Origin of the sequence: [Clostridium] innocuum (assembly GCA_012317185.1) — a bacterium.
Lineage (GTDB): Bacteria > Bacillota_I > Bacilli_A > Erysipelotrichales > Erysipelotrichaceae > Clostridium_AQ > Clostridium_AQ innocuum.
In genome coordinates this window covers 3,901,837-3,925,144 of sequence record CP048838.1, presented here as the reverse complement: position 1 = coordinate 3,925,144, position 23,308 = coordinate 3,901,837, and the positions used below count along the sequence as shown (strand labels likewise).

General features: G+C 45.3%; 26 protein-coding genes and 1 other annotated feature. Of the genes, 19 read left to right on the top strand and 7 right to left on the bottom strand.

The genetic code is table 11. The annotated features are described in order from the left end of the window. Positions 1–94: 94 nt before the first annotated feature. Positions 95–358 (top strand) — a binding site (T-box leader). Between the two features lie 62 nt (positions 359–420). The 3 genes from G4D54_19195 to G4D54_19185 are packed head-to-tail and all read left to right on the top strand — an operon-like array spanning position 421 to position 2,518. Next, the gene (locus G4D54_19195) at positions 421–1,191 is read left to right on the top strand and encodes an amino acid ABC transporter substrate-binding protein (GenBank protein ID QJA04399.1); all 771 of its coding nucleotides are present in this window, start codon (positions 421–423) and stop codon (positions 1,189–1,191) included. Between the two features lie 3 nt (positions 1,192–1,194). Next, positions 1,195–1,836, top strand: a complete 642-nt coding sequence (locus G4D54_19190) for an amino acid ABC transporter permease (GenBank protein ID QJA04398.1) — start codon at positions 1,195–1,197, stop codon at positions 1,834–1,836. Between the two features lie 10 nt (positions 1,837–1,846). Next, the gene (locus G4D54_19185) at positions 1,847–2,518 is read left to right on the top strand and encodes an amino acid ABC transporter ATP-binding protein (GenBank protein ID QJA04397.1); all 672 of its coding nucleotides are present in this window, start codon (positions 1,847–1,849) and stop codon (positions 2,516–2,518) included. A 300-nt stretch (positions 2,519–2,818) separates the two neighbouring features. Here the strand turns inward: G4D54_19185 and G4D54_19180 are convergent, their stop codons facing one another. The 5 genes from G4D54_19180 to G4D54_19160 form a co-directional block, all read right to left on the bottom strand. Then, the gene (locus G4D54_19180) at positions 2,819–3,409 is read right to left on the bottom strand and encodes an SAP domain-containing protein (GenBank protein QJA04396.1); all 591 of its coding nucleotides are present in this window, start codon (positions 3,407–3,409) and stop codon (positions 2,819–2,821) included. Between the two features lie 129 nt (positions 3,410–3,538). Beyond that, on the bottom strand, positions 3,539–4,912 hold the full coding sequence (locus G4D54_19175; protein QJA04395.1) for a radical SAM protein: 1,374 nt from the start codon (positions 4,910–4,912) through the stop codon (positions 3,539–3,541). Next, entirely contained in the window at positions 4,884–5,657 is a 774-nt protein-coding gene (locus tag G4D54_19170; GenBank protein QJA04394.1) for a GNAT family N-acetyltransferase, read from the bottom strand. The genes G4D54_19175 and G4D54_19170 overlap by 29 nt, the downstream gene beginning before the upstream one ends. 30 nt (positions 5,658–5,687) lie before the next feature. Continuing rightward, the gene (locus G4D54_19165; protein QJA04393.1) at positions 5,688–6,353 is read right to left on the bottom strand and encodes a transcriptional regulator; all 666 of its coding nucleotides are present in this window, start codon (positions 6,351–6,353) and stop codon (positions 5,688–5,690) included. A gap of 58 nt (positions 6,354–6,411) precedes the next feature. After that, the gene (locus G4D54_19160; GenBank protein QJA04392.1) at positions 6,412–7,317 is read right to left on the bottom strand and encodes a YafY family transcriptional regulator; all 906 of its coding nucleotides are present in this window, start codon (positions 7,315–7,317) and stop codon (positions 6,412–6,414) included. Positions 7,318–7,501: 184 nt separating this feature from the next. On the opposite strand from G4D54_19160, the gene G4D54_19155 reads away from it, so the two are divergent. The 4 genes from G4D54_19155 (at position 7,502) to G4D54_19140 (ending at position 10,438) form a co-directional block, all read left to right on the top strand. Beyond that, the gene (locus G4D54_19155; protein QJA04391.1) at positions 7,502–8,065 is read left to right on the top strand and encodes an NAD(P)H-dependent oxidoreductase; all 564 of its coding nucleotides are present in this window, start codon (positions 7,502–7,504) and stop codon (positions 8,063–8,065) included. A 360-nt stretch (positions 8,066–8,425) separates the two neighbouring features. Continuing rightward, positions 8,426–8,938 (top strand): ECF transporter S component, encoded by a 513-nt coding sequence (locus tag G4D54_19150; GenBank protein ID QJA04390.1) that lies wholly within the window; start codon positions 8,426–8,428, stop codon positions 8,936–8,938. After that, positions 8,935–9,651: an amidohydrolase gene (locus G4D54_19145; protein ID QJA04389.1), complete on the top strand. Its 717-nt coding sequence runs from the start codon at positions 8,935–8,937 to the stop codon at positions 9,649–9,651. Before G4D54_19150 ends, G4D54_19145 begins: the two co-directional genes overlap by 4 nt. Positions 9,652–9,745: 94 nt before the next feature. After that, on the top strand, positions 9,746–10,438 hold the full coding sequence (locus G4D54_19140; GenBank protein QJA04388.1) for a response regulator transcription factor: 693 nt from the start codon (positions 9,746–9,748) through the stop codon (positions 10,436–10,438). A gap of 285 nt (positions 10,439–10,723) precedes the next feature. Here G4D54_19140 and G4D54_19135 read toward each other — a convergent pair whose 3' ends face one another. After that, entirely contained in the window at positions 10,724–11,350 is a 627-nt protein-coding gene (locus G4D54_19135) for a polymer-forming cytoskeletal protein (protein QJA04387.1), read from the bottom strand. Positions 11,351–11,438: 88 nt separating this feature from the next. Next, on the bottom strand, positions 11,439–13,415 hold the full coding sequence (locus G4D54_19130) for a HAMP domain-containing histidine kinase (protein ID QJA04386.1): 1,977 nt from the start codon (positions 13,413–13,415) through the stop codon (positions 11,439–11,441). Between the two features lie 528 nt (positions 13,416–13,943). On the opposite strand from G4D54_19130, the gene G4D54_19125 reads away from it, so the two are divergent. From G4D54_19125 to G4D54_19070, 12 genes are all read left to right on the top strand, one after another. Beyond that, a complete protein-coding gene (locus G4D54_19125) occupies positions 13,944–15,113 on the top strand; it encodes an amidohydrolase (protein ID QJA04385.1) in 1,170 nt (389 codons plus the stop codon). Between the two features lie 46 nt (positions 15,114–15,159). Further along, positions 15,160–15,483 (top strand): hypothetical protein, encoded by a 324-nt coding sequence (locus tag G4D54_19120; protein ID QJA04384.1) that lies wholly within the window; start codon positions 15,160–15,162, stop codon positions 15,481–15,483. Between the two features lie 376 nt (positions 15,484–15,859). Beyond that, entirely contained in the window at positions 15,860–16,297 is a 438-nt protein-coding gene (locus G4D54_19115) for a PTS sugar transporter subunit IIA (protein QJA04383.1), read from the top strand. Between the two features lie 13 nt (positions 16,298–16,310). Further along, complete coding sequence (locus tag G4D54_19110; GenBank protein QJA04382.1) at positions 16,311–16,781, top strand: PTS sugar transporter subunit IIB; 471 nt, start codon at positions 16,311–16,313, stop codon at positions 16,779–16,781. A 48-nt stretch (positions 16,782–16,829) separates the two neighbouring features. Beyond that, a complete protein-coding gene (locus tag G4D54_19105; protein QJA04381.1) occupies positions 16,830–17,303 on the top strand; it encodes a PTS sugar transporter subunit IIB in 474 nt (157 codons plus the stop codon). 71 nt (positions 17,304–17,374) lie between these two features. Next, on the top strand, positions 17,375–18,136 hold the full coding sequence (locus G4D54_19100; protein QJA04380.1) for a PTS sugar transporter subunit IIC: 762 nt from the start codon (positions 17,375–17,377) through the stop codon (positions 18,134–18,136). 2 nt (positions 18,137–18,138) lie between these two features. Further along, positions 18,139–18,981 carry a PTS system mannose/fructose/sorbose family transporter subunit IID gene (locus tag G4D54_19095; protein ID QJA04379.1) on the top strand — a complete coding sequence of 281 codons (843 nt, stop codon included), beginning with the start codon at positions 18,139–18,141 and terminating at the stop codon, positions 18,979–18,981. 14 nt (positions 18,982–18,995) lie between these two features. Then, entirely contained in the window at positions 18,996–20,246 is a 1,251-nt protein-coding gene (gene alr / locus G4D54_19090; protein QJA04378.1) for an alanine racemase, read from the top strand. After that, entirely contained in the window at positions 20,191–21,090 is a 900-nt protein-coding gene (locus tag G4D54_19085) for a YitT family protein (GenBank protein QJA04377.1), read from the top strand. Before alr ends, G4D54_19085 begins: the two co-directional genes overlap by 56 nt. A gap of 12 nt (positions 21,091–21,102) precedes the next feature. After that, positions 21,103–21,714, top strand: coding sequence for an SIS domain-containing protein (locus G4D54_19080; protein ID QJA04376.1), 612 nt, complete (start codon positions 21,103–21,105; stop codon positions 21,712–21,714). Continuing rightward, positions 21,711–22,598, top strand: a complete 888-nt coding sequence (gene dapA, locus G4D54_19075; protein QJA04375.1) for a 4-hydroxy-tetrahydrodipicolinate synthase — start codon at positions 21,711–21,713, stop codon at positions 22,596–22,598. Before G4D54_19080 ends, dapA begins: the two co-directional genes overlap by 4 nt. Before the next feature lies 1 nt (position 22,599). Next, complete coding sequence (locus tag G4D54_19070) at positions 22,600–23,229, top strand: ketohydroxyglutarate aldolase (GenBank protein ID QJA04374.1); 630 nt, start codon at positions 22,600–22,602, stop codon at positions 23,227–23,229. Positions 23,230–23,308: the final 79 nt, after the last annotated feature.

The following is a 23,308-nucleotide window of genomic DNA, read 5'->3' as shown; positions in this document are numbered from 1 at the left end:
ACTTTCTGATGTATTTCATTGAGATACCGCATTCTTACATTTTCTTACAAAATGCATTGACATTTCATTTTTCATCCCGTATACTGTAACTACAGTACAAGCGATGAAAAGAAATAGTACACATGTCCAGGCATGAAAGAGAGTTCCCGTTTGCTGAGAAGGGAATCATGAGTTGGCTGTGGAACACGTCTTGGAGCTGCAGATGCGAAACAACAGTAGTGTCTGCCGGTTGATTCCGTTACCGATCAAAGTGATGCTTCCATGACGATGAGCATGATCATCACTTACTGAGGTCAGTTTCCGCAAGGAGCTGATAAATTGAGGTGGAACCACGTAAGCAACAGCTTTCGTCCTCTGGACAAAATCCGGAGGATGGAAGCTTTTTTTCATCAGACGCTTGAAATTGAGGAGGAAAAATGTATGAAAAGGATAGCTTTAACAATGCTCGCACTGCTGTGCACACTCACTTTAACTGCCTGTGGATCAGATACAGCAAAGGGGGATGACAAGGAGGTACTGACCATTGGTATAGATGATACCTTTGCGCCAATGGGATTTAAAAAGGATGGGAAGCTGGTCGGCTTTGATGTGGAGCTGGCAGAAGCCGTTTCAAAGAAAATCGGTAAGAAGGTTGAGTTTCAAAACATTGACTGGGATTTAAAGGAAACAGAGCTGGAGTCCGGGAATATCGATTTGATCTGGAACGGATATTCCATCACGGAGGAGCGTAAAAAGCAGGTGCTGTTCTCTGATCCATATATGGAAAACCGTCAGATAATTATCACAACGGATAAGACGGGAATCAAGACAAAGGCGGACATTAAGGATAAAACCTTGTCGGTTCAGAAAAATTCCAGTGCGTATGATGCGGTCATGAAGGATAAGGACTTTGTCGCAGGCTTAAAGGATGGCAAGCCGACCCAGTTTGATACCAACAATGACTGTTTCATGGATTTGGAATCCGGAAGAAGCGATGCCATCGTTGTAGATGAGACTCTGGCGCGTTACTATATGAAGCAGCAGGATAACGGAGTGAACTATGTGGTACTGGATGAAAACTTCGGTACAGAGGAATATGCAATCGGAATGCGCAAGGATGATACAGAGCTGTGCAAACATATCAACAAGGCAATGCAGGAATTAAAGGACGATGGAACCTTCGATAACATCAAGGATACCTGGTTTAAATAAGCTATGGACTTCTTTATACAGCTGCTTCCGGCCTTTGTAGAAGGGCTGAAGATCACCCTGTTCTTCTGGGTGGTAACGCTGGTCGGCTCCTTTGTTCTGGCACTTCCCATGGTCTATGTCAGACTGTCAAGGAATGCGGTTGTCTCTACCATCGTTCGTTTCTATATTTATATCATGAGAGGTACACCGCTGCTTCTGCAGCTGATGTTCGTCTATTTCGGTCTTCCTTATCTGGGCATCCGTCTGGATCGGACAACAGCAGCTATACTGGCATTTCTTCTGAACTATACCGCATATTTCACAGAAATTCTGCGTGGTGGCATACAATCCATTGATGAGGGACAAAAGGAGGCAGCCAAGCTTCTCGGCTATTCCAACTCCTATACGTTTCTGCATATCCTGCTTCCACAGGCGCTGCGCAACTGTATTCCTTCCTTTATCAATGAGAGCCTGACGCTGTTGAAGGATACCTGTCTGGTTTCCATTCTGGGAATCGACGAGCTGCTGCGTTATGCCAAAATCGCAGCCGGTACCTATGCGACAGGACTTCCTTTCATTTATGTTGGTATGATTTATCTGGTCTTGAATATGCCGATTTCCCGCGGATTGAATTATCTGGAAAAACGGCTGAACTATTATAAGTAGAGGTGGCCGTATGAGTATACAAATTCAAAATCTATGCAAATCCTTTCACGATAATCAGGTGCTTCGCAATGTCGATCTGGATGTGAAGGAAAGGGAAATCGTTGTTTTAATGGGATTGAGTGGAAGTGGAAAGACAACACTGCTACGCTGTCTCTGTGATCTGGAAACCGCTGACAGCGGAGAAATTCTCATCAATGACAGCTACCTTCTGAAAGAGGAAAACGGAAGGAGTGTCTACGCGGATAAGGAAACAAAAAAGGCGCTGCGCAAGGAGGTCGGCATGGTGTTTCAGAACTACCAGCTGTTTCCGCATCGCAATGTACTTCAGAATCTGATTGAGGCACCCGTTTATCATAAGCTGATGAGTAAAGAGGATGCGGTTCAAAAGGCAGAGAAATTACTGGAACGGCTGCAGATCAGTGATAAGCTGCATGCCTATCCCTCTACTCTGAGCGGTGGACAGAAACAGCGGGTGGCGATAGCCCGTGCCTGCATGCTGCAGCCCTCTGTTCTGTGCTTTGATGAACCAACCAGTGCGCTGGATGTGGAATCCATTGCTTCCGTGACCTCCATTATCAAAGACTTAAGCAAAGAAATGGCGATTCTCATCATTACACATGATGAAGGCTTTGCCCAGCGTGTTGGTACGCGTGTTGTGAAAATTACGGATATCAATCGATAAGCTGGTGCTGATAGCGGCTATGTAGCATAAGGAAAATCAGTATATATAGGGTATCGTAAGGTATCCTTTTTATTTGGAAAATTTAATATATACATGATTCTACATACAAAGTCTTTTGAGATAAAGAAGGTTGGTATCAAATTTACATGCTTTTATGATAAGTATCATATACTGTATTTTTCAGTTTTTGAGAATAATGTGCTTATTTAATAAAAGGGTGTAAGCCTTATGTCGAACATAACTGCATCAAAGAAAAAACGCATAACTGCAATTGCAGAAATGCATTTATATGAAACTAGGCTATCTTTCATCTTCCTGCTCATTTAAAACCAGAAGATCCTCTTTTTGATATACGTGCGGTCCCGGTATGGCTTTTCGATGATTCCAGCACATGATAGATTCCTTTAAAGAACGCCCCGGATTATCCGCAAAGAAGGCTCGAATATATGTGTTGTATTCAAACTGCGGACTGATAACAGTTTTTTTATGCTTCTTCTGTTCCTGTATGGCATACCATGCATCCACGGCATCCTGATATGTCTGTCCTGCGTGAGTTTTCAGCCAGTCCTGAAATTCCACATGGAAGGAAAACTTACTGCCAATCACAGATTTGAAAAATGCTCTGTGCTTCTGTGAACAAACAAGATCTTTCTCAATGATGGAATCGGGACACAGCGTGTCTGTGCGGTTGTTTTTTACTTTTCTTTGCTTTACGGCAGAACATATCGCATTTCCATGTAATATCTGAAGGATACGTTCGTTTAAATCAGCCTTGCTGCCGGATGCAGATACACCGCATGCCTTTAAAAACGCCTGCAGCTCCTCCTTTAGATAATAGTTTTCCTGAAACTGTTCCGGTGTTAAGGCTCTTGATAATTCCGGTCGCTTCATAAATACCTCCCATCTTCTTTTTCAAGCATTCGTTTTCCCTTTGTCCATGTATTTCAATCGTCGGGGACATAGAGGGAGCTGATGAAATTCTCTTATTGCTCAATTCGCAGGAGGAAAGCATCTATCGCTCTACAGCTTCAGCTGCCCCTGATGAACCTGCTGCTTTTTATAACCTCGGATTATATCATTCATACGGTAGCGGATACCGTATTTTCGACACTCTGTCTGAAACAGCTTATACAGCTTTGCGGCATGTGGAGAATCACAGCTGTAAACATTATGATAGCGCTGTTCATACAGTCTGCGTTTTCCCGGGAAATAATGATCCAGCTGATAGTAGTAATAATCCCTCTGATTATCCCGCAGAGTCATGCCAAATGCAGGGTAGATAAATTTCGCATGATGCTTTGCCGCAAGCTCGACGATACCGGTGATGTTTTCCGGTGTGTCATTGATGAAGGGAAGAATGGGCATCATCAAAATCCCCGCATAGATACCGGCCCTGTGCAATTCCTCCAATGCCAGAAAGCGTTCACTTGAGCTTGGGGCATACGGTTCAATCATCTTTCCCAGAGCATCATCCGCACAGGTGATTGTCAGCTTGATGATAACAGGATTATGTGAGGCAATGCGTGCCAGCAAATCCAGATCACGGAGCACCAGGGTGCTTTTGGTATCGATTCCCACACCGTAGCCATAGCGGTCGATCAGCTGTAATGCACCTCTTGTAATTTCCTGCTGCTTTTCAAAAGGGTTATAGGTATCCGACATGGCTCCGATGCCTATCACTCCTTTTTTCCGTTTACCCTTTAACTGACGCTCCAGAATAAGCAGCTCATTCTTCTTTTTCCGTACACGGTCAAATTCCTGTACCTGATAGCAGCTGCTTCTGGAATCGCAATAGATACAGCCGTGATTGCAGCCCTTATACAGATTCATATTAAAATCCATACCAAACCAGGAAAACTGCCCGATGGTATTTCCGCCCCCCTGTAAAATTGTCTTCGCCTCAATCTCCTCCATGGGCTTGCATGCATTTCCTGCGAGTGGAATATATAGCTCAATAACCGAAGCGTCCTGACGGTAGTGAAACCGCTCATCATACTTTTCGAAATAAACAAGCGCTCCCTTTGCAGGTGTCAGCTGTCTGTCCTTCAGCTCCTGCTTGAATATTCTATCGATGGTTTCCGGAAGCTTTGCCATATCACCATGATGCTCCACGCACAGATACTCCCCTTTGGGAATACGGTAAATCTGAAAGTGATCCGGATACAGCTGTGCACTGGGAACAGCACATGCATAGGTCAGACCCTGTGATCCGCGCCGGGTAAGGGCATATTTCACAAACTGCTTTCCCTGCTTCACATGATACATTTTCAGCTGTTCATTAAACCTTTTCCAGAATGCCATGGAAATGCCGGCATTTCTGCTCAGGGATGTTCCCAGTTTTGTTTCACAGCCTACCAGGAAGATATCATCCAGCCTGCACAGTCTTGCTTCCATAGGTTTTCCAAAGCTTTTCAGCCTTTTTCTCCGACTGGATTTCATTTGTCAGATACGTATTTCCATAAAACAGCGCATAGCCGCTCACCGGTCCCGGACAGCTCTGGGCAGCTTCCCGTGTGGTTATATGATGAACAACACAGGACTGTTCCCAGTTGTTCATCCATTCCGCGAATTTGAGCGCATACTGACTGGCAAACGGACATTGATCGGTATAATACAATACAAAGGTGTTTTCCGGATGCTGAGGTCGCAATACACCATCCGCAAAGCGCGGCTTCTCTCCACCCGCATGAAACGGCAGATGCATCAAAACATACTCACCTGCTTCATCAGCAGGGATGAAGCCTTTATATTTCAGATACGAGGGATCGCTCAAATAGGGCAGCTTCTTTTTTCCTGATAAAATCGTAAGACCATGCATTCCCTTCGCTTTGGCATCTGCAATGCAGTGCTCCAGCAACTCATCGGAATAGCCGCAGCCCTTAAAGCTTCCGGAAACCCACAGACAGTTGATGTGCATCCAGTTGTCTGCCTGAATAGGGAACCATGCGGCTTGAGCAGGTATATATTCAATAAAAACCTTACCGCGTACATCGGCCTTATAAAATACAAGCCCTTCCTCCATGCGTTCCTTCAGCCAAGCCTTTTTATCCGTGACGCTGTGATCCCCTTTTTTCTCTGTCATACTGCAGCAGATATGCTCCTTCTGTAAATTTTCCTGTGTCAGCTGTATATATTCCATGCTCTTTTTCTCCTTTACGGATGGTTTCCGTTATCGTTTTCTTACCGGTATGCGCAATACCGTTTTCAGATTTTCCGGCTTGCACTTTCTCGGATCTCCCAGATAGATTTCGTGATGCTTTCTAAGCTGTCCGCTGGCTGCAGTTGAGCCGATATCCACACAGCAGCCGTTTTCTTCAATAAAGGTATGCAGCTTCTTTAGGGATGCCGGTTCCTCATCATAGGAGCCCTTGTGCAGTATTTGTGCGCAGAGCCCCTCCTCATACCATTCCATACGTACGCGGTTGATATCTGCCTCCGGGTGCTTTTTATGAAACTCCTCACATGCCCATGCGAACACATCCTCCGTTACATATTCTGGAAGGCGGAGCATGGATGTCCACAGGAAATCCTCCTTACGGGAATAATCCATTCCCTTGATTCCCTTCATTTCCCACAGTCCCTCCAGCGGCGGCACCACATAATCGTGATAGCCCTCCAGAGCCTTAGTCCCCTTTCTGCTCATTTTGATCGTGAAGGTGATACCGTAAAGCAACTGCATCGCCTTGCTGTAATCACCATCCTCCTCATTCGGATTTCCTTTTCCATCCACCATCAGAAAGGGAATTGCCGCTATATCGATCAGCATACCCGTGGTTTTCGGCTGATAGAGGTCCTTATACTTTTTCTTATAGTCAAGCTTTATATTCTTTTCCATCGCTTCCATCTCCTTTTTCTATATCCTATCACACCATATAGGACATCAGTATGTCATATTACTCATACTGCTTGACTGCATGTCGCATTCTATTGATAACCTCATCCCGTATATCCACAGGCTCCAGGATGCGTAGGGAATCTCCAAAGGACATGAGATACCCGTATATCCATTCGCTTTTTGGAAAATCAATGGTAACAAGAAAGCTTCCATCCTCTCTTCGCCGGAAGCAGGAGGAATCATATTCATCGAAGATGCGATAGGCGACATTTTCCTTCATTTCCAGAACCAGATGGATCAAATCCTTCTTATATTCATTCTGATCATGCGGCAGACTGGATGTATCCAGCTCCCGCTCAAAATGTTCCTTTGTGTTATACAGGTTCTCCATGCGGTTCAGCTTGAAATAACGCTGTGCCTGTTTTCCTGTACAGTAGCCGATCAGATACCATGCGGACCCCTTAAACAGCAGCTGCAATGGTTCAACCGTTCTTGTAGTGCTGGCGCCATAGGAGGAATGGTAGGAAAACTGTATCCTCTGTTTATCAAGAATCGCATCCTTCAACAGAAGGAATTTGCGATTGGCACTGTGGTCGGATCCCCAGTCCACAAAGTCAACATCAATCCAGTTGGTCAGCTTTGCGGAAAAGGTGGAGCTTAATTTTGTAAGCAGGGAATCCACATCCTGCGGGTCTGCAATATGATAGCTTTGCAATGCAGCCATCAGCTTTTGCTGTTCCTCTTCACTGAACATGGAACGGTGGAGTACATAATCCTCCATCAAAAATATACCACCCTGATGTCCCTTATTGGTGTACAGCGGTATTCCCGCCATGGAAAGTGCGTCAAGATCACGGTAAATCGTACGCGTGCTGACTTCAAAATGCTCTGCGAGCTCCTTGGCAGTTACTCTTCGTTTCTGTAAAAGGATATAGACGATTTCAAACATTCTCTGTATCTGCATGCGATCCCTCCTTTCTGACTCCATTGTATCAGACATAATATGACAATGCTATGTCATATTTGAGGTATACGCATAAAAATAAAATCATCGCATATACTGAAGCGAGAATAAAAGGATTTCAGGCATATATCTTGTACTTTCCATCACGCAGGACTAGAATACAGATATAGAAAGAAGGCAGCTTATGAAAAAAATAAAAATTGCAGCTGTGGTCGGTTCTCTTCGCAAAGCATCCCTGAACCGTCAGCTGGCAGAAGCAGCCGCAGCTCTTTGCGGTGACGAGCTTGTATTTGAAATACTCGATTATCAGGATCTACCTTTTATGAATGAGGATATTGAGTTTCCGGCACCTGCTGCTGTACAGCGCCTGCGTGCGCAGCTTCAGGAGGCGGATGGCATATGGTTCTTTTCACCGGAATACAATCATGGCATTTCCGGGGTATTAAAAAATTTTCTGGATTGGATGTCTCGTCCGGATGAAGCACAGAAGCGGGTTTTAAATGGAAAGCCGGCAGCCGTAAGCGGTATTACACCCGGCATGTCCGGTACGCTGATTGCACAGGATCAGTTGGTCACCCTGTTGAGCTTTCTCAATATGAGGGTTATGAATGTGCCGCGGCTTACGATACCAAATGCACTGGAACAGGTGACAGATGGGAAACTGGTTTTAAAAGAAAGCGAGCCCTTTCTGGCAGAGCAGTGCAGGGCATTTATAAATTTCATTGAAAATAACGAATTCTTTAAATAAGAAAATGTTCAGCTGTAAAAAATAATGAAAGGCGATTTCCTTCTCTTGATGCAATGGGAAATCGCTTTTTCATATACGGTGTAAATCGTGCATTCTCTGACAAGAAGCATACAATCGTGGTGTGATTTCAAACACAATTACCTTATATGCTTATACTGTAAGGAAATGTGCATGCTTTTCCCATTGATGAAACATATTGAAAACAGCTGCCCTTAATGAGTGGATAGCTTTTATCGAATGCAAACAAATCCATCTCTTATGCTAATAAAACTGTTATCTTTTATTTTCGTAAAACTGTTCATTTTTCAATATACAGTTTAATGGTAGAATGTATACAATTTCATAGAGAGGAGAGCTTGTATGCAGCATGAAAAGACAAAGGAGCTGGCAATGACAGCACTTATGACAGCTTTGATATTTACCGCAACCTATATTATAAAGATACCCAATCCGGCAACCGGAGGGTACACGCATATGGGGGACTGTATGATTTTTCTGGGGGTGATGGTTCTGGGGAGAAAACAGGGGGCGTTGGCCGGCGGCCTTGGTGGTGCTTTATCCGATTTGCTGAGCGGTGCCGCTGTCTGGGTGCTGCCAACCTTTATTATAAAATATGCCATGGGCTGGATCATGGGACTTTTACTGGAGAAATCACGATTAAAAAACAGACTGATTGCAGCGGGAACGGGAGGCGTTTTTCAGATTATTGCTTATACACTTGTTAAAATACCCCTGACCGGGGTTGTACCTGCAATCGCCTCTGTTGCGAGAATCTGTATGCAGACAGTCATCGGACTCGTCCTTTTTACGGTACTATCTGCGATGCTGTCCCGCACGGAGATGCTTTCATTTTTTGAGGAGAAACGTATATGAAAAAAATAGATGCACATGCGCATATCGGTGAAATCGGCGGCTGGGCAAATGTAGCGGCGACTCCACAACAGCTTCTCGAGCTGATGGATATGTATGAGATTGAGAAAACGGTTATCTGTTCCCAGAATAATGAGGCCGTATACCGGGCAATCAGCGAATGGCCGGATCGTTTTGCTGGTGCTGTGTATGTTAACCCGCTCAAGGAAAACTGCACACAGCTGCTGATGCAGTATCTGGAGAAAGGCTTTCAGGCAGTAAAGCTGAATCCGCTCAGGCATGCCTTTGTGGCGGACGATGTATGTGTTGATCCTATCATGGAGATGGCAGAGCACTATCAGGTTCCTGTCTGTATTCACTGCGGACATCCACCCTATTCCCTTCCCTGGAGTATTGCGCTTCTCGCAGAGCGCTTTCCCAATGTCAAGGTGATGATGATTCATATGGGACACGGACACGGTGTGTATATCGACGCAAGCCTGAAAATGGCTCGTCGCTATGCGAATCTGTATCTGGAAATGAGCGGTATGCCGATGCATACAAAAATCAAAGAGGCATACGAGAGTGTCGGTGCAGATCGTATCCTGTTCGGCACTGATGGCCCGTTTCATCATCCGTCAGTGGAAATGCAGAAGGTGATCGTCAGCGGTCTGGATGAAGAAGCACTTCAAAAGGTATTCTATGACAATGCCAAAGCCTTTTTTCAAATTTCCTAAATGTTCAAGAAAGTTTCAAGCCATCCGGTTTTCCATGTTTTGTCATTCACTTTTCTGATACAATATACAATAAGAATGACATGGAGGATGGATCATGAGTAAGATTCTTATCATTGATGATGATAAAGATGTACTGTTTGCTGCAGAGCAGTATCTACAGAAGAACAATGAGGATGTATTTACTGCCACCGGCGGTTCACAGGGTCTTCGGGTGCTGAAACAGGAAACGATAGACTGTATCGTTCTGGATGTGCTTCTTAAGGGGGAAAGCGGGTTTGATCTGTGTCGGAAAATACGCAGCTTCAGCTCTGTGCCCATCGTGTTTTTGACGAATCTTTCCTCACAGGAGGATTTGAAGAATGGATTTCTGATGGGAGCGGATGATTATATTACCAAACCGTTTTCTCTGGAAGAGCTGTATCTTCGCATACAGGCAAGGATACGGCAGTATTATCAAATACCCTCCAGACAGAAGATTTTGAATTTTTTCCCACTCCGGATCAATCTGGATGCCAGAACCATACAGATTCAGGATAACAGGGTTCCGTTAACCATGTCGGAATTTGATATCCTGGTACTGCTGGCACAGACACCGGAGCATGTGTATACCATATCGGAAATCTACCAGCGGGTATGGAAGATGCCGGATATGAATTCCACACATACAGTGCAGGTACATATCGCCAATCTTCGTAAAAAGCTGGAGGAGGCCTGGGCGGATCATATGTTTATTCAGACCGTCTGGGGCAAGGGCTATAAGTTCGTGGAACCACCTGTTTCAGGATGAAAAAACATCGTGTACGTTTCAGAAACAAACACGATGTTTTAATTTGGCTGTGGATATCTACTGTGGTCTTGATATGGAAACAAAGCACTGTGCTTATATCAAATATTCATAAACATCGTGTCTTTTACGAGCTTTGATTGCTACGCTGTATGTACTAGCCTCAGGCTGATACGTGATGACGGCTTACGTTTTACGATAGGCAGGGCAGTCGCTTTATGACTTCATGTCAGCTGTTGTTTCCGATAGATAATCCTGTCTGCTTAACGATTATGAGCCGGGTCATGGTTAAGCAGAACAGGAAGCTTGTACCTGAAGATTTCCCTGCAGCACGGCGCCGCATTCCACCTCCAGACACTGCGTCTGAATGTCACCGGAAATCGCAGAGGACGCCAGAAACTGGGATTTCCCCTCGATTCGGGTATCCCCGATGATCTGACCGCCGCAGAGTATTTGCTTGGCGTTCACATTGCCGTGGACACAGGAGCCCTGACTGATTTCAAGATGTGTATCACACACGATATCCCCTTCTATTTTGGCCTGCTGTATAACAGCATTCTTACAGCTTATATTTCCCTTCACGCTGCCGCTGATCGTCAGATCGCCGCCACAGCTGATATTTCCAATGAAAACACCATGTATGGTGATATTGTCTTCCGTATTCATATCTCCCTGTAAGGTTGTGTGCTCCTGAATAACCGTGGTTTCTTTGCTTTTAAAACTCTCTGCCTCATCGTTTTTTCCGGTTTGCAGCTGCTCGTTTTGACTCTTTAAAGACTCCTGCACAGCAGCCGATAAAGCTGCATGGTCGACTGCGTCGTTCCCCCTTATAGATGCACGGTCCCCAAAAGGGGTGTTTTTTTGTTCCTCCTGATTCTGTGTATACAGCTTTTTCTGCTTTTCGTACCATTTCATATGCGTTCATTCCTTTCTGTGTATTGTAATCATTCTTCAAACGTTGACTTTATTATAACAGAAAAGTCACACATACCCAGTCTCTGCCTTATGGTTTGACAGATTCTTGAAGGTTGCTGTAGGCAAGCGGAAGCAGGATATGAAAGGCAGAGCCGTGCTCACCGTCAGACTCCACCCAGATGGAGCCGTTATGCTCGGCAATTATACTTTTGGTGATGTAAAGACCAAGACCGCGCTCTGTGGAATCCTCCCGCAGAGATACACCCTTGTGGAAAATCTGTTCCTGTCTGTCCGGTGCAATTCCACAGCCGGTATCCTCCACAACGATATGCGCATTGCTGTCCTCTGTGGAAAGGGACAGGGTGATGGTTCCTTCCATCTCCGTGAAGGATAAGGCATTGTACAGCAGGTTTTCAAGCGAACGCGTTAGCTGCTTCTCATCCGCAAATACAGGACAGGGCTCCCTGGCAGAGAGATACAGAAAGTAGATTCCCGCCGCATCACAATCTGCCTTGTTAAAATCATGAAACTGCTTCAGAAACTGTGTCAGATCGAGAACATGCTTATCCTGACTCCCCTTATCCATAGAGGAGAATTTCTGTAGGACGGTCATTCGATTTTGTAATTCAGCTCCCTTTCGTTCCAGTATTTTTAAATACCCATCAACCTCATCATCAATCAGGGTATCCTGCATACGGATCAGCTCGATAAAGGATTGCATACTGCTGAGGGGAGCTTTCAGATCATGGGCAAATTCTGCCAGCATGGCCTTTCTTTCACTTAACAGTGTGTGCAGCTGTTCCGTTCGCTGTTCTACGGTTTCCTGTAAATGAATTGTCAGCCGTTCGTTTTCCCTTGCCATCTGTTCACTGCGCTGAATCATGAGGGCTGCCAGAGACAGTACAATGAAAAAGGAAAAATAGTCATTCGGCCATCCATAGCAAAGGGGTTCAAAGAGATTTGCGCCAAGCAGCGTGTAGAGAATACCGAAAATATAAAAGGTATTCGCTCCCAGCAGCCATAGCTCCATGCGTCGGTATCGGCTTCCATACAGCGTGGTATACAAAATATAAAGCACACTGATGTATTTAAAGCCGTCTACGATCCAGCCATATGCAAGCAGGGCATCCGCATTTTTGCCGAGCATAAACAGGTTGGCAAAGGGCAGGATACACATACCGATGGAAAGCAGTCGCATTCCTCTGGTAATCAGATTTTTCTTCGATAAAGGAGAAAGCAGGGTATTGATTTCCAGAATCTTATACATCATAAGAAAATAAGCCGCGTCCATGAAGGCATAAAATATGGTCACATGAGAGATTCCAGACATACGGAGAAGCTCTCTGGATGCAAACAGAGAAAAGGCAAGGGTGGCTGTCGCAAAGCAACGGGAAACGCTGTCTCTGCGGTTTCTGATCCATAAATTCAGGGAATACAATCCAATGCTTAAAGAGGAAAATACAAGGAATCCGTAAAATAAGACTTTTCGCAGAATCATGCTCTGTATCCCCTGCGGGGTGGATAATATGCATGGATAATACATACCGCTGTAATAATGCGTGTCGTTTGCCGCAATGACATAAAGGGTATGTGTTTTTTCTGTGGAAAAGGTAATGACGGTATTTTGTATGCGGGCCTTGATGGGAGCTGTTTTCACATTGCCATTGGAAGCAACCAGTGTATCATCCAGCCATATTTCAGAGGCAATATCGATTTCAGGAAAATAGATGGATATCGTCTGTCCGCTTTCTGTCGCCGGAATGCTCAGCTGATAGCTGGATACACCGTAAGGGGAGCGTGAAGCATCACGCATGGAGAAATCCGGGTACTGGCCAAGGTAGGTATAGACACCTCTGGCATCCTGATTGGTTGTTGCATTGCGGTAGATGTGTGGATAAAACAGCCAGTTATCCACCAGAGAATACAGTGCATTATCCTCCAGCCTCAGCTGATTGCTTAAAAGCTGTCCGTTTTTTACTGGAGCCTGTACATTGTAATATTTGTTATCATAGCGGTTGATAAAGGAAAGGAAGAATGAGGAGCTCAGGATGATGAGAACAATCATAAAAAAGGGGCGTATCCTGCTCATAATCGTAGTTTTCACCGGGAATGCTGTTTCCGGCGGTCCCGTTTGTAAAAGAGAAGCGCCTCATGCGGTGCATGTGGTGAATACAGGGTATAGATGTATGGTTTAGGATACGTGCGTAGCTGTTTTTTCATGATAATCATCCTTTTCTTTATTTTAACATTCCTGCGTAATTATACAAATATAAATCGTTTTTTTATGCGTTCGCTGCTTTGGCTTTACGTGTGGAAAGCCATGTTGCACACGGCATGTTTAGCTGGCATTGTGGAATAAAAGCTCCTGCGGAAGCCTTTGCTACGCGAGCGTATAGGAAAAGACACAGTATTGTTTGATGCGCTTGTGCAGAATCACGACTTGCCATTTTTCCATCATACGTTTATAATTCAGAAGGAAAAGAACTCCGATAAGCTTTATCACGCAAGACGGCTTCTTCGCTGTACAGAACAGCCGGAAGCTCGTTCGACAGTCGATTAAATGACAGAAAACAAAAGATTACAGGAGGCAGGTATGCAGATAGATACGTGGATAAAAAAAGAGCAGAAGTCTTTGATTGCACTTCGCCGCTGGTTTCATATGCATCCGGAGCCAAGCATGAAGGAATATGAGACAGCCGCAAAAATAGAGGAGGAGCTGACGCGGATTGGCGTTGCACACCGCCGAATCAGAGAAACCGGGGTTTTTGCCAGCATAAGCGGAGAAAAAGGAAGTGGAAAGGTTCTTGTTTTGCGTGCGGATATGGACGCTTTGTCCATGGAGGATTTGCTGGATAAAAGCTATCGCAGTGTGAATTCCGGGTATGCACATGCGTGCGGCCATGATGCCCATACAGCGGTACTGCTGCATGCGGTGAAGCTGCTGCAGGAGCGAAGGCATGAATTCGCCGGTGAAATCCGTTTCTTTTTTCAGCCGGGAGAGGAAATCGGCCAGGGGGCACGCACCTTTATCGGGGAAGGATGTCTGGATGGGGCAGATCGTATCTTTGGAGCCCATATGTGCAGCAGTCTGGATGTCGGGACAATCTCTCTGACACCGGGACCAATCAATGCAAGCTGTGATTATTTCCGTATCGTTGTGCAGGGAAAAGGGGCACATGTGTCCACTCCGCAAAAGGGCGTTGATGCGCTGTATATCGCATCACAAATCGTGATAAATCTGCAGTCCATCGTATCGCGTTCCCTGTCTCCGCTGGATACTGCGGTTGTCGGAATCGGTACGCTGCATGCCGGAACGCAGTATAATATTGTGGCAAAGGAAGCGCTGCTGGAGGGGACAACACGCAGCTTCTCATCCCGGACAAGAGCCAATATCAATCAGCGGGTATGTGAGATTGCACAGCAGACAGCTTCCTTATACGGTGGTAGTGCTCAGGTGGAATTCCGGGATTTTGCGGCACCCCTGATCAATGACTATCAGGTAGTTGAAGAACTCACACCGGTTGCACAGGCAGTGGTTGGTAAGGATAGGGTAATTCATAATCAGGAGAAAATGATGCAGGCGGATGATTTTGCCGATTATCTGGCACATGTGCCGGGCTGTTATGCGTTTATCGGCTCCAGAAATTCTCAATCGTGTCATACCGGAATGCCGCATCATCATGCACAGTTTGATATTGATGAGGATGCCATGCTGCTGTCACTGGCTGTCTTTGTGGGATATGCATTGCAGTATCTGGCATAAGCAGAGATCATAAGATAACAGAAACTAAGGAAAGAGGGAAGCGTTTATGAATGAAACAGTGAAGAAGGAACAGCTGCGCAGCTATGCGGAAGGGATTTTGAAGCCGGAGACTGTGGAGAGCATCATGTATGTGGAAAGCTTTGCGGATGAAGCGGGCGATAGCGAGGTATGGCTTCTGGAGAGTGATACAGGGAATGAATACTGGCTGATCGAGGGGGCATACCCGGCGAATATCATCCGAAAGAGCGGTATCTATCAGTCTGCTGAACGAGCCTTTGCGGCATATGTGGAAATGCTGCAGGAAGCACATGAGGCAGAAGAGCTGCCGGATCGGTTTCATCAGAATATAAGGTTAGATAATAAATCATAGAATGCGACGGGAATTTCCCGTTTTTTTTTGCAGACTTTTGCTTTTTGAAAAGAAAAATAGTGTAGATTGCTTCCTGTTAAAGCACACACATGAAGAAGATATGTGTTCCTCTGTTTTCTTTATGTGTCCTTTACCTGTATTATGATTACACAGTAATTACGGATGATAAAATGCATGCAAAAATAACAGTACTTTCACGACCACACATTCCATTTTTGTGTAAAAGCTGAGCAGTTTGACAGCGGAAAAGGAGATGATTAAACTATGAGTGTAGCAGATGTAATCGCTTTCTTGATCGGACGCTTGCTATCTTGCATCGTGCTATAGAACACATAGGAATATACAAAGTAATTGATTACTTTAGTCAGGAGGAAGCATGGTTGGATTTTTAATTGCAACCCATGGAGGCTTTGCCAGAGGAATTCTTGACAGCATTGAGCTGATTGCGGGAAAACAGGAACGTATTGATACGATTTCCATTCTGCACGAAACCAGCATCGATGTCTTCGGAAAAGAACTCACTGATAAAATCGTCGAGCTGGATGATGGTGACGGTGTGGTCGTATTCTGTGATCTGCTGCTGGCAAGTCCTTATAACCAGGCGACAATGAGCTATCGCGCTCTGCAGGGAAAACATGAATACCGAATTATGTCAGGCGCTAATCTGCCAATGATTCTGGAAGCCTTAAGCGGACGCATGCAGGACCTTGGTCTTGATGCAATCAGTCGTATGGCACAGAATGCCGGAAAGGAAGGAATTCAGGAGTTTTTCGAAGAATTCGCCAAGGTTTCTAATACTGATATGATTCAGTAAAAGGAGAAGCGTTATGAGCAATATTCTATTGGCACGAATTGATGACAGACTGATTCACGGCCAGGTGATGACATCCTGGGTACGCTTTGTAAAATCAAAAAATATTCTGATTATCGATGATGAAACCTATCACGACACCTTCATCCGTTCCTTTATCACTATGGTGGTACCAAGAGGTATTCAGATACAGGTGCTGGATACAAAAGCAGGAATTGCATATCTACGAGATTATGACGGTGCCGGACTTGTTTTACTGGCAAAATATCCGCAAACCTTTTATCTGTTGCTGGAGGGAGGCATCGAGCTTCATGAAATCATCATCGGCGGTATGGGGGCAAGGGAAAACCGAAAGGTACTATACAAGAATATATGTGCATCGGATGAAGAACTGGAAGTATTAAAAAAGCTTTGTCACAGCGGTATATCGGTAAAAATACAGATTGTTCCGGAAGAAAAAGGGATTCCTCTGGACACGCTGCTGTAAGTCAATCGTGGGAATGGAAGAATTCGCACAACGTAAAGGAGAAGAATTATGAAACAAATTGTATTTGCAAGAATTGATGACCGTCTGATACACGGACAGGTCATGACTGCCTGGCTGAAGCAGTGTGATGCCAATGAGGTTGTTATTATCGACAACGAGCTTTGCAAGGATACCTTTGTGGTCATGATGATGAAATCACTAATACCATCAACGATTTCCCTGAAGGTATTCAATGATACAGATGCTGCAGCCTATCTAAAGGAGGATGGAAAAGGGGAGAAAATTCTGATTCTGGTCAAAACACCGCAGGTAATTCTGACTTTGCTGAACAACGGCGTAAAGCTGGAATATCTCAATGTCGGGGGTATGGGGATGAAAGCCGGAAGAAGCAAGCTTTATAAAAATATTGCCGCTTCTGATGAGGAACGTGAGGTTTTTCGAGAGCTTCGAAAGATGGAGCTGATGATGAAGGTACAGGTCGTTCCTACGGAAAAGGCTGAGGATTTAGGGAAATATCTTTAATACAATAAATTATTTGAAACGAAAGGAGAAACGGCTGTATACTGTATAGCTAACAGCCGTAAGGAATACGTATGCATATAAATGTAATTCAGGCGATTCTGATTGGGTTTTTATACTTCCTGTGTCAGAGTGGTACGCCATGGCTGACAGCATTCATGGGGAATTATGTCCGTCAGCCGCTGGTAAACGGGGCGATTGTCGGTTTGATTATGGGGGATCCTGTGCAGGGCTTGATCATCGGTTCTGCTATCAATCTTCCGTTTATCGGCGTGATCATGGTCGGCAGTACGATGCCGACTGACTCTGCGCTTGCAGGTATCGTGGGCACAGCTCTGGCTCTTGCCAGTGGTGCTTCTCCGGAGGTTGCAGTATCCATGGCGGTACCGATAGGTCTTTTGGGAAATCTGCTTTGGACGGTACACATGACGAAAAACTGTATCTTTGTTCACATGATGGATAAGGCAGCAGAAACCGGTGATGTGAAACGGATGAACTTTCTGCATGTATGGCCGCCACAGATTACGACTGCGTTTTTGATGACCATTCCGGTGGCACTGGTCGTATACTTTGGTGCAGATGTTGCAAAAACCGCAATTGATTCACTATCCGGTATGCCACTTCATATGCTGGAGGTCATCGGGGGTGTGCTGCCTGCTGTTGGTATCGGGATGACATTGCGTATGCTGATGTCCAAGAAATCGGTTATTCTATTCTTTCTGCTGGGTTTCCTGATGGTGACCTATCAGGGATTCTCAATGATCGTTGTAGCATTGTTTGCAATCATCATTGCCTATTTCTATACGGATCTATCTTCAAAAAGGACAGGTGAATAATCATGGAAGAAATAAGGAATGAAGTAAAACAGGAAAAGAGAATTACCAATAAAGACCTCATGAAGGTCTGGTGGAGATGGGTGTTTTTTCAGGAAGCGAGTGTCAGCTATGAGCGGCTGCAGGCTCCCGGTTTCTTCTATGCCATATCTCCGGTGCTGGTGAAGCTGTATGGGGATAATCCGGAAGAGCTGACAGCTGCCTGTAAGCGGCATATGCAATTTTATAACTCTGAGCCTTATTGCGGTCTTGCGATTCACGGTATTACACTGGCGCTGGAGGAGGAGCGTGCCAATGGAGCACCTATCAGCGATGAAGCAATCAATTCTTTAAAAACAGGTCTGATGGGACCGCTGGCAGGCTTGGGAGATTCCGTTCGTGCCGGTACCATTGCGCCAATCGTTACTGCCTTTTGTATCAGTATTGGTCAGACAGGTAATCTGATTGCGCCTTTCCTTTTAGAGGGTATTCTGGTAGCGATCGTTTGGCCGTTTGCCATCTGGCTCCTTAAGAAATCTTATCATACAGGAAAAGAAGGTATTCAGGAAATTTTCTCCATTGGTAAGCTGAACTGGATTACAACTATGACCTCCACATTGGGTGGAATTACACTTGGGGCACTGGCTGCCAGCTATGTTACGCTGAGCTCACCGCTTGAATTTGTTCTGGGGAAGGGAAGCAAGATTGCCTTGCAGGCGGATGTGCTGGATGTGATATTAAAAAACATACTGCCATTGAGTATGGTTCTGCTCTCTGTATATCTTCTTAACAAAAAGGTATCCGCAGTAAAAATCATACTGATTCTGGCTGCTGTATGTGCGCTCGGTGTACTGATTGGAATATTCTAATGTAATTTGGGTCTATGCACAGCATTGATCCATTTTTTCAAAAAGGCGAAGGAAAGGAGAGGTATGAGGCGTATCTTACATGCTTCATACGTGAACAATATATGAAGGTATTACCTTATCGCACCTATGCAGAGGTGAATCTGCAACAGCTGAAAGAAAATACAAGAAAAGTAAGAGCTCTGCTTTCAAAGGATACCAAGCTGTTAGCTGTGCTGAAGGCTGATGGCTATGGACACGGGGCAGTCCGTATCGCAAAAGCAATCGAGGATATGAGTGACTGGTTTGCGGTAGCATCCTTTTATGAGGCCAGAGAGCTGCGTGATCAGGGCATCACAACTCCCATTCTGGTATTCGGCTTTCTTGATGACAGCAATATAGAGGAGGCAGCACAGAAGAATATCACCTGCAGTGCTCTATCCTATTCATATGCTCTGCATATTGCAGAGCTGTGTGAACAGAAAAAGCTTCGCCTGTCTATGCATATCAAGCTGGATACCGGCTTTCATCGCTTGGGGATCGCATGCGAGGAGGAGCGTATTACAGAGGCCTACAAAGAAGTGCGGACATTATATGAACTGCCACAGCTACAGATTACCGGCATTTACACACATTTTTCAACTGCCGGCAGTAAAGCATTGCAGGATGAAGCCTTTCTTGCTCGGCAGTATCAGCTGTTCTGTGATATGTTGCATCGTCTTGAAGAAGATCATATAGATCCCGGTATTCGTCACTGCTGCAATTCCAAGGCAACGCTCACCAATCCGGAAATGCATCTGGATATGGTGCGGGTGGGACTGTATCTGTATGGACTGGGATCGGATGCGGATATCGAATATCTGAAGCTGGAACCGATTGTCAACTGGAAAGCACGCATCTATGCAATACGTGATGTAAAGCAGGGAGAAGGCATCGGCTATGGCAGAACCTTTATCACCCCACAGCCAATGCGCATTGCTGTTGTATCACTGGGCTTTGCGGACGGATATTCCCGGTGTCTGTATGCTTCGGATCAGGTGTATGTATTAGTACACGGTAAACGCACACGTATTCTTGGTAAAATTTGTATGGATGTTATGATGGTCGATATCACTGATATCCCAGATGTTAGGGTGAATGATACCATTACAGTGTTGGGCAGTGAGGGAACACAGCGCATCAGTGCCAATTTGCTTGGACGGGAAACCGGTGGAACGGCGGTGGAGGTTACCTGTGGAATGGGGAAACGCGTTCAACGGGTTTATGTACATGACGAAGGAAACTGTTAAGGATATCCTGCAGGTTTTGCTGGGTTCAGTATTGTTTGCAATATCGTTGAATATATTTTTGATACCTGTACAGGTGTATAGTGCGGGTTTCATGGGGATTGCTCAGCTGCTCAGAGATTTCATAACGGTATGCAGCGGTATGCAGTTTCCCTTTGATATTGCCGGTATCATCAATTTTCTTTTAAATATTCTCATTTTTTTGTTTGCCTTTCATTATGTATCCAGGCGCTTTGCCGTAATGACGCTGCTGACGATTGCTGTGCAGAGCCTGATGCTATCTTTGATACCTGTGCAGCGTGAGCTGCTCCTGCAGGATCCGCTGGTTGCTGTCATTGTGGGCTCTGTCTTATGTGCGATTGGTACAGTGATGACCTTTAATGGAAAGGGAAGCGGAGGAGGCATTGACGTGATTGGTATTTATCTTTCCCAGAGCAACAAGGGAAGCGTTGGCAGTATTTATATGTTGGTGAATACCTCCGTCTATCTGCTCTGTTTACTATTTTATGATTTCCAAACAGCTGTGTATTCTATGATCCACTCTACACTGCTGTCGTTTGCCGTGGATCGTATCCATAAAAGAAATATTGAGGTTGAGCTGATGATTTTTACAGAGAACAGTGCTCTTTTGCGTCAGCGTCTGCTTGCTTACAGTGAGCGCGGAATCACCTGCTGGAACGGCTTTGGTGCATATACAAAGGCCGAGAAGGAAATCCTTCTCAGTGTCGTGACAAGGGATCAGATGCAGAATATGGTGAAGCTGATTCAGACAACAGATCCGGAAGCGTTTGTAATCGTCAGCTCACAAATTCAGGTATATGGAAACTTTCGGAAACAGATTGTATAAAAAGGAGGAAGTATGGAGCATATAAAAGAAATACAAAGCTTTATGCGGCTTGCGGAGGCGCAACTGCACGAGGCGGTGAAAGCATATGATATGAAGCAGCTGGAAATGGCTGGAAATCTCATTCAGGAAGCGGAACAGAAAGGCTGTCGTATTCATGTGACGGGAATCGGAAAGCCTGCGCATCTTGCAGGCTATGCTGCATCTCTGCTCTCGTCAACCGGCACACCGGCTTATTTTCTGGATGGGACAGAGGCGGTTCATGGAAGTGCCGGTCAGGTGGCCGAGCAGGATGTGGTCATCGTCATCAGCAATTCCGGGAATACTGCGGAACTGAAGCAGACGGTAACGACGCTGAAGCAAAATCGTGCCGTAATCATTGCAGTCTGTGGAAATACTGATTCCTGGCTGTATGCAAACAGTGATGCACAGCTGTATGCTCATGTGGAGCAGGAAGGCGATCGTCTTAATAAACCGCCGAGAGCCAGTATTTTGGTAGAGCTGCTTGTGCTGCAGAGTCTCAGCGTTCTGCTGCAATATCGTAAAAATATCACCGGAAAGGATTATTTAAAATGGCATCCGGGAGGAAGTCTTGGTGAACGCACACGAAGGGAGGAACAGCAATGACAGTTAAAGGATTGATAACTGCAATGGTCACACCGATGAGAAATGGCAGTATTGATGAGGAAGCGGTACGCGGGCTGGTGGAACGTCTCATTCAAAAGGGGGTTAATGGAATATTTATATTGGGAACAAACGGTGAATTTCATGTTTTAAGCAGAGAAGAGAAAGTAAAGCTAGCCGCAATGGTGGTAGAATATGCTGATTGCAGAGTTCCTGTGTATGCAGGAAGCGGCGGCAATTCCACACAGGAGGTTATCGAGCTATCGCAGGCTTTGCAACAGACGGGTATTACTGCACTCAGTGTAATTACACCGTTTCTTGTACCGCTGAGCCAGCAGGAGCTATTACAGCATTATGAAGCGGTCGCAGATGCTGTTAACATACCGATTATACTTTATAATATTCCTAAAAATACAGGAAACAATATCGAACCGCAAACCGCAGCAGCACTTGCCTGTCATGATAATATTGTCGGAATTAAGGACAGCAGTGGTAATATCGAACAGATTAAACAGTATATAGAGCTTACAAGGGAGATGGAATTTGCCGTCCTCAGTGGGAGTGATTCCCTGATACTAAAGGCATTGAAGCTGGGGGCACAGGGGGCAGTGGCGGCTACCAGTAATCTGCTAACCGATATTGATGTGGCTATCATTAGATATTTTGAACAAGGAAAGCTGGCAGAGGCGCAGATGATGCAGGAAAAGATCGAGCCTTTGCGTAAGGTGTTGAAGCTGGGGAGTATACCGTCGGTATTAAAGGCTACTATGAATATGGCTGGAATAGCGGCTGGAGAATGCAGAAAACCAATCATTATGCCGAATGAGGCTGTATTGGCTGAAATTCGGGAAATGCTGCAGTACTATGTGCAGGAAGGAGAGATGTAATATGTTTAAAGCAGATATAGTGAACCGTATGGAGGCATGCGGTGCTATGGCAATCGTTCGTACAGAGAGTATTGAACGGGGAAAGGAAATTGCAAGAGGCTGTTTGCAGGGTGGTGTTGATGTGATGGAAATCAGCTATACACTCCCCAATGCAGGAGATGTCATTGCGGCACTGAATCATGAATTTGGAAAGACTATGCTAGTCGGAGCCGGAACAATACTGGATGCGGAAACCTGCCGTATGGCAATTCTGGCAGGAGCGAAATTCGTCATTGCTCCGAATTTCAGCAGGGAGGTCGCGCGTATGTGCAATCGCTATCAGATACCATACGCACCAGGCTGTACGACCATTACAGAGATGCTGGAGGCGTTAGAGGTTGGTGCCTCCTATATCAAGGCCTTTCCGATTTCCAATTTCTATGGGCCGCAGCTTGCGAAAATCATTCAAACACCGATTCCGGAAATGCCGTTAATGGCAAGTGGCGGTGCAAGTCTTGATAATTTAGAGGAGTGGCTGGAAAACGGGATTTCCTGTGTAGGCTTCGGTGGCTTGCTTACAAAAGGGACACAAGAGGAAATCGCGAATAATGCAGCGGAAATACGCCGCATTATTGATATTTATAGAAAATGAAAACAGGGTGCAGAGATGCATCCTGTTTTCCATGTAGTACCTGCGTTTGATTATGCTGCATTGATTTTAAAAAATATGC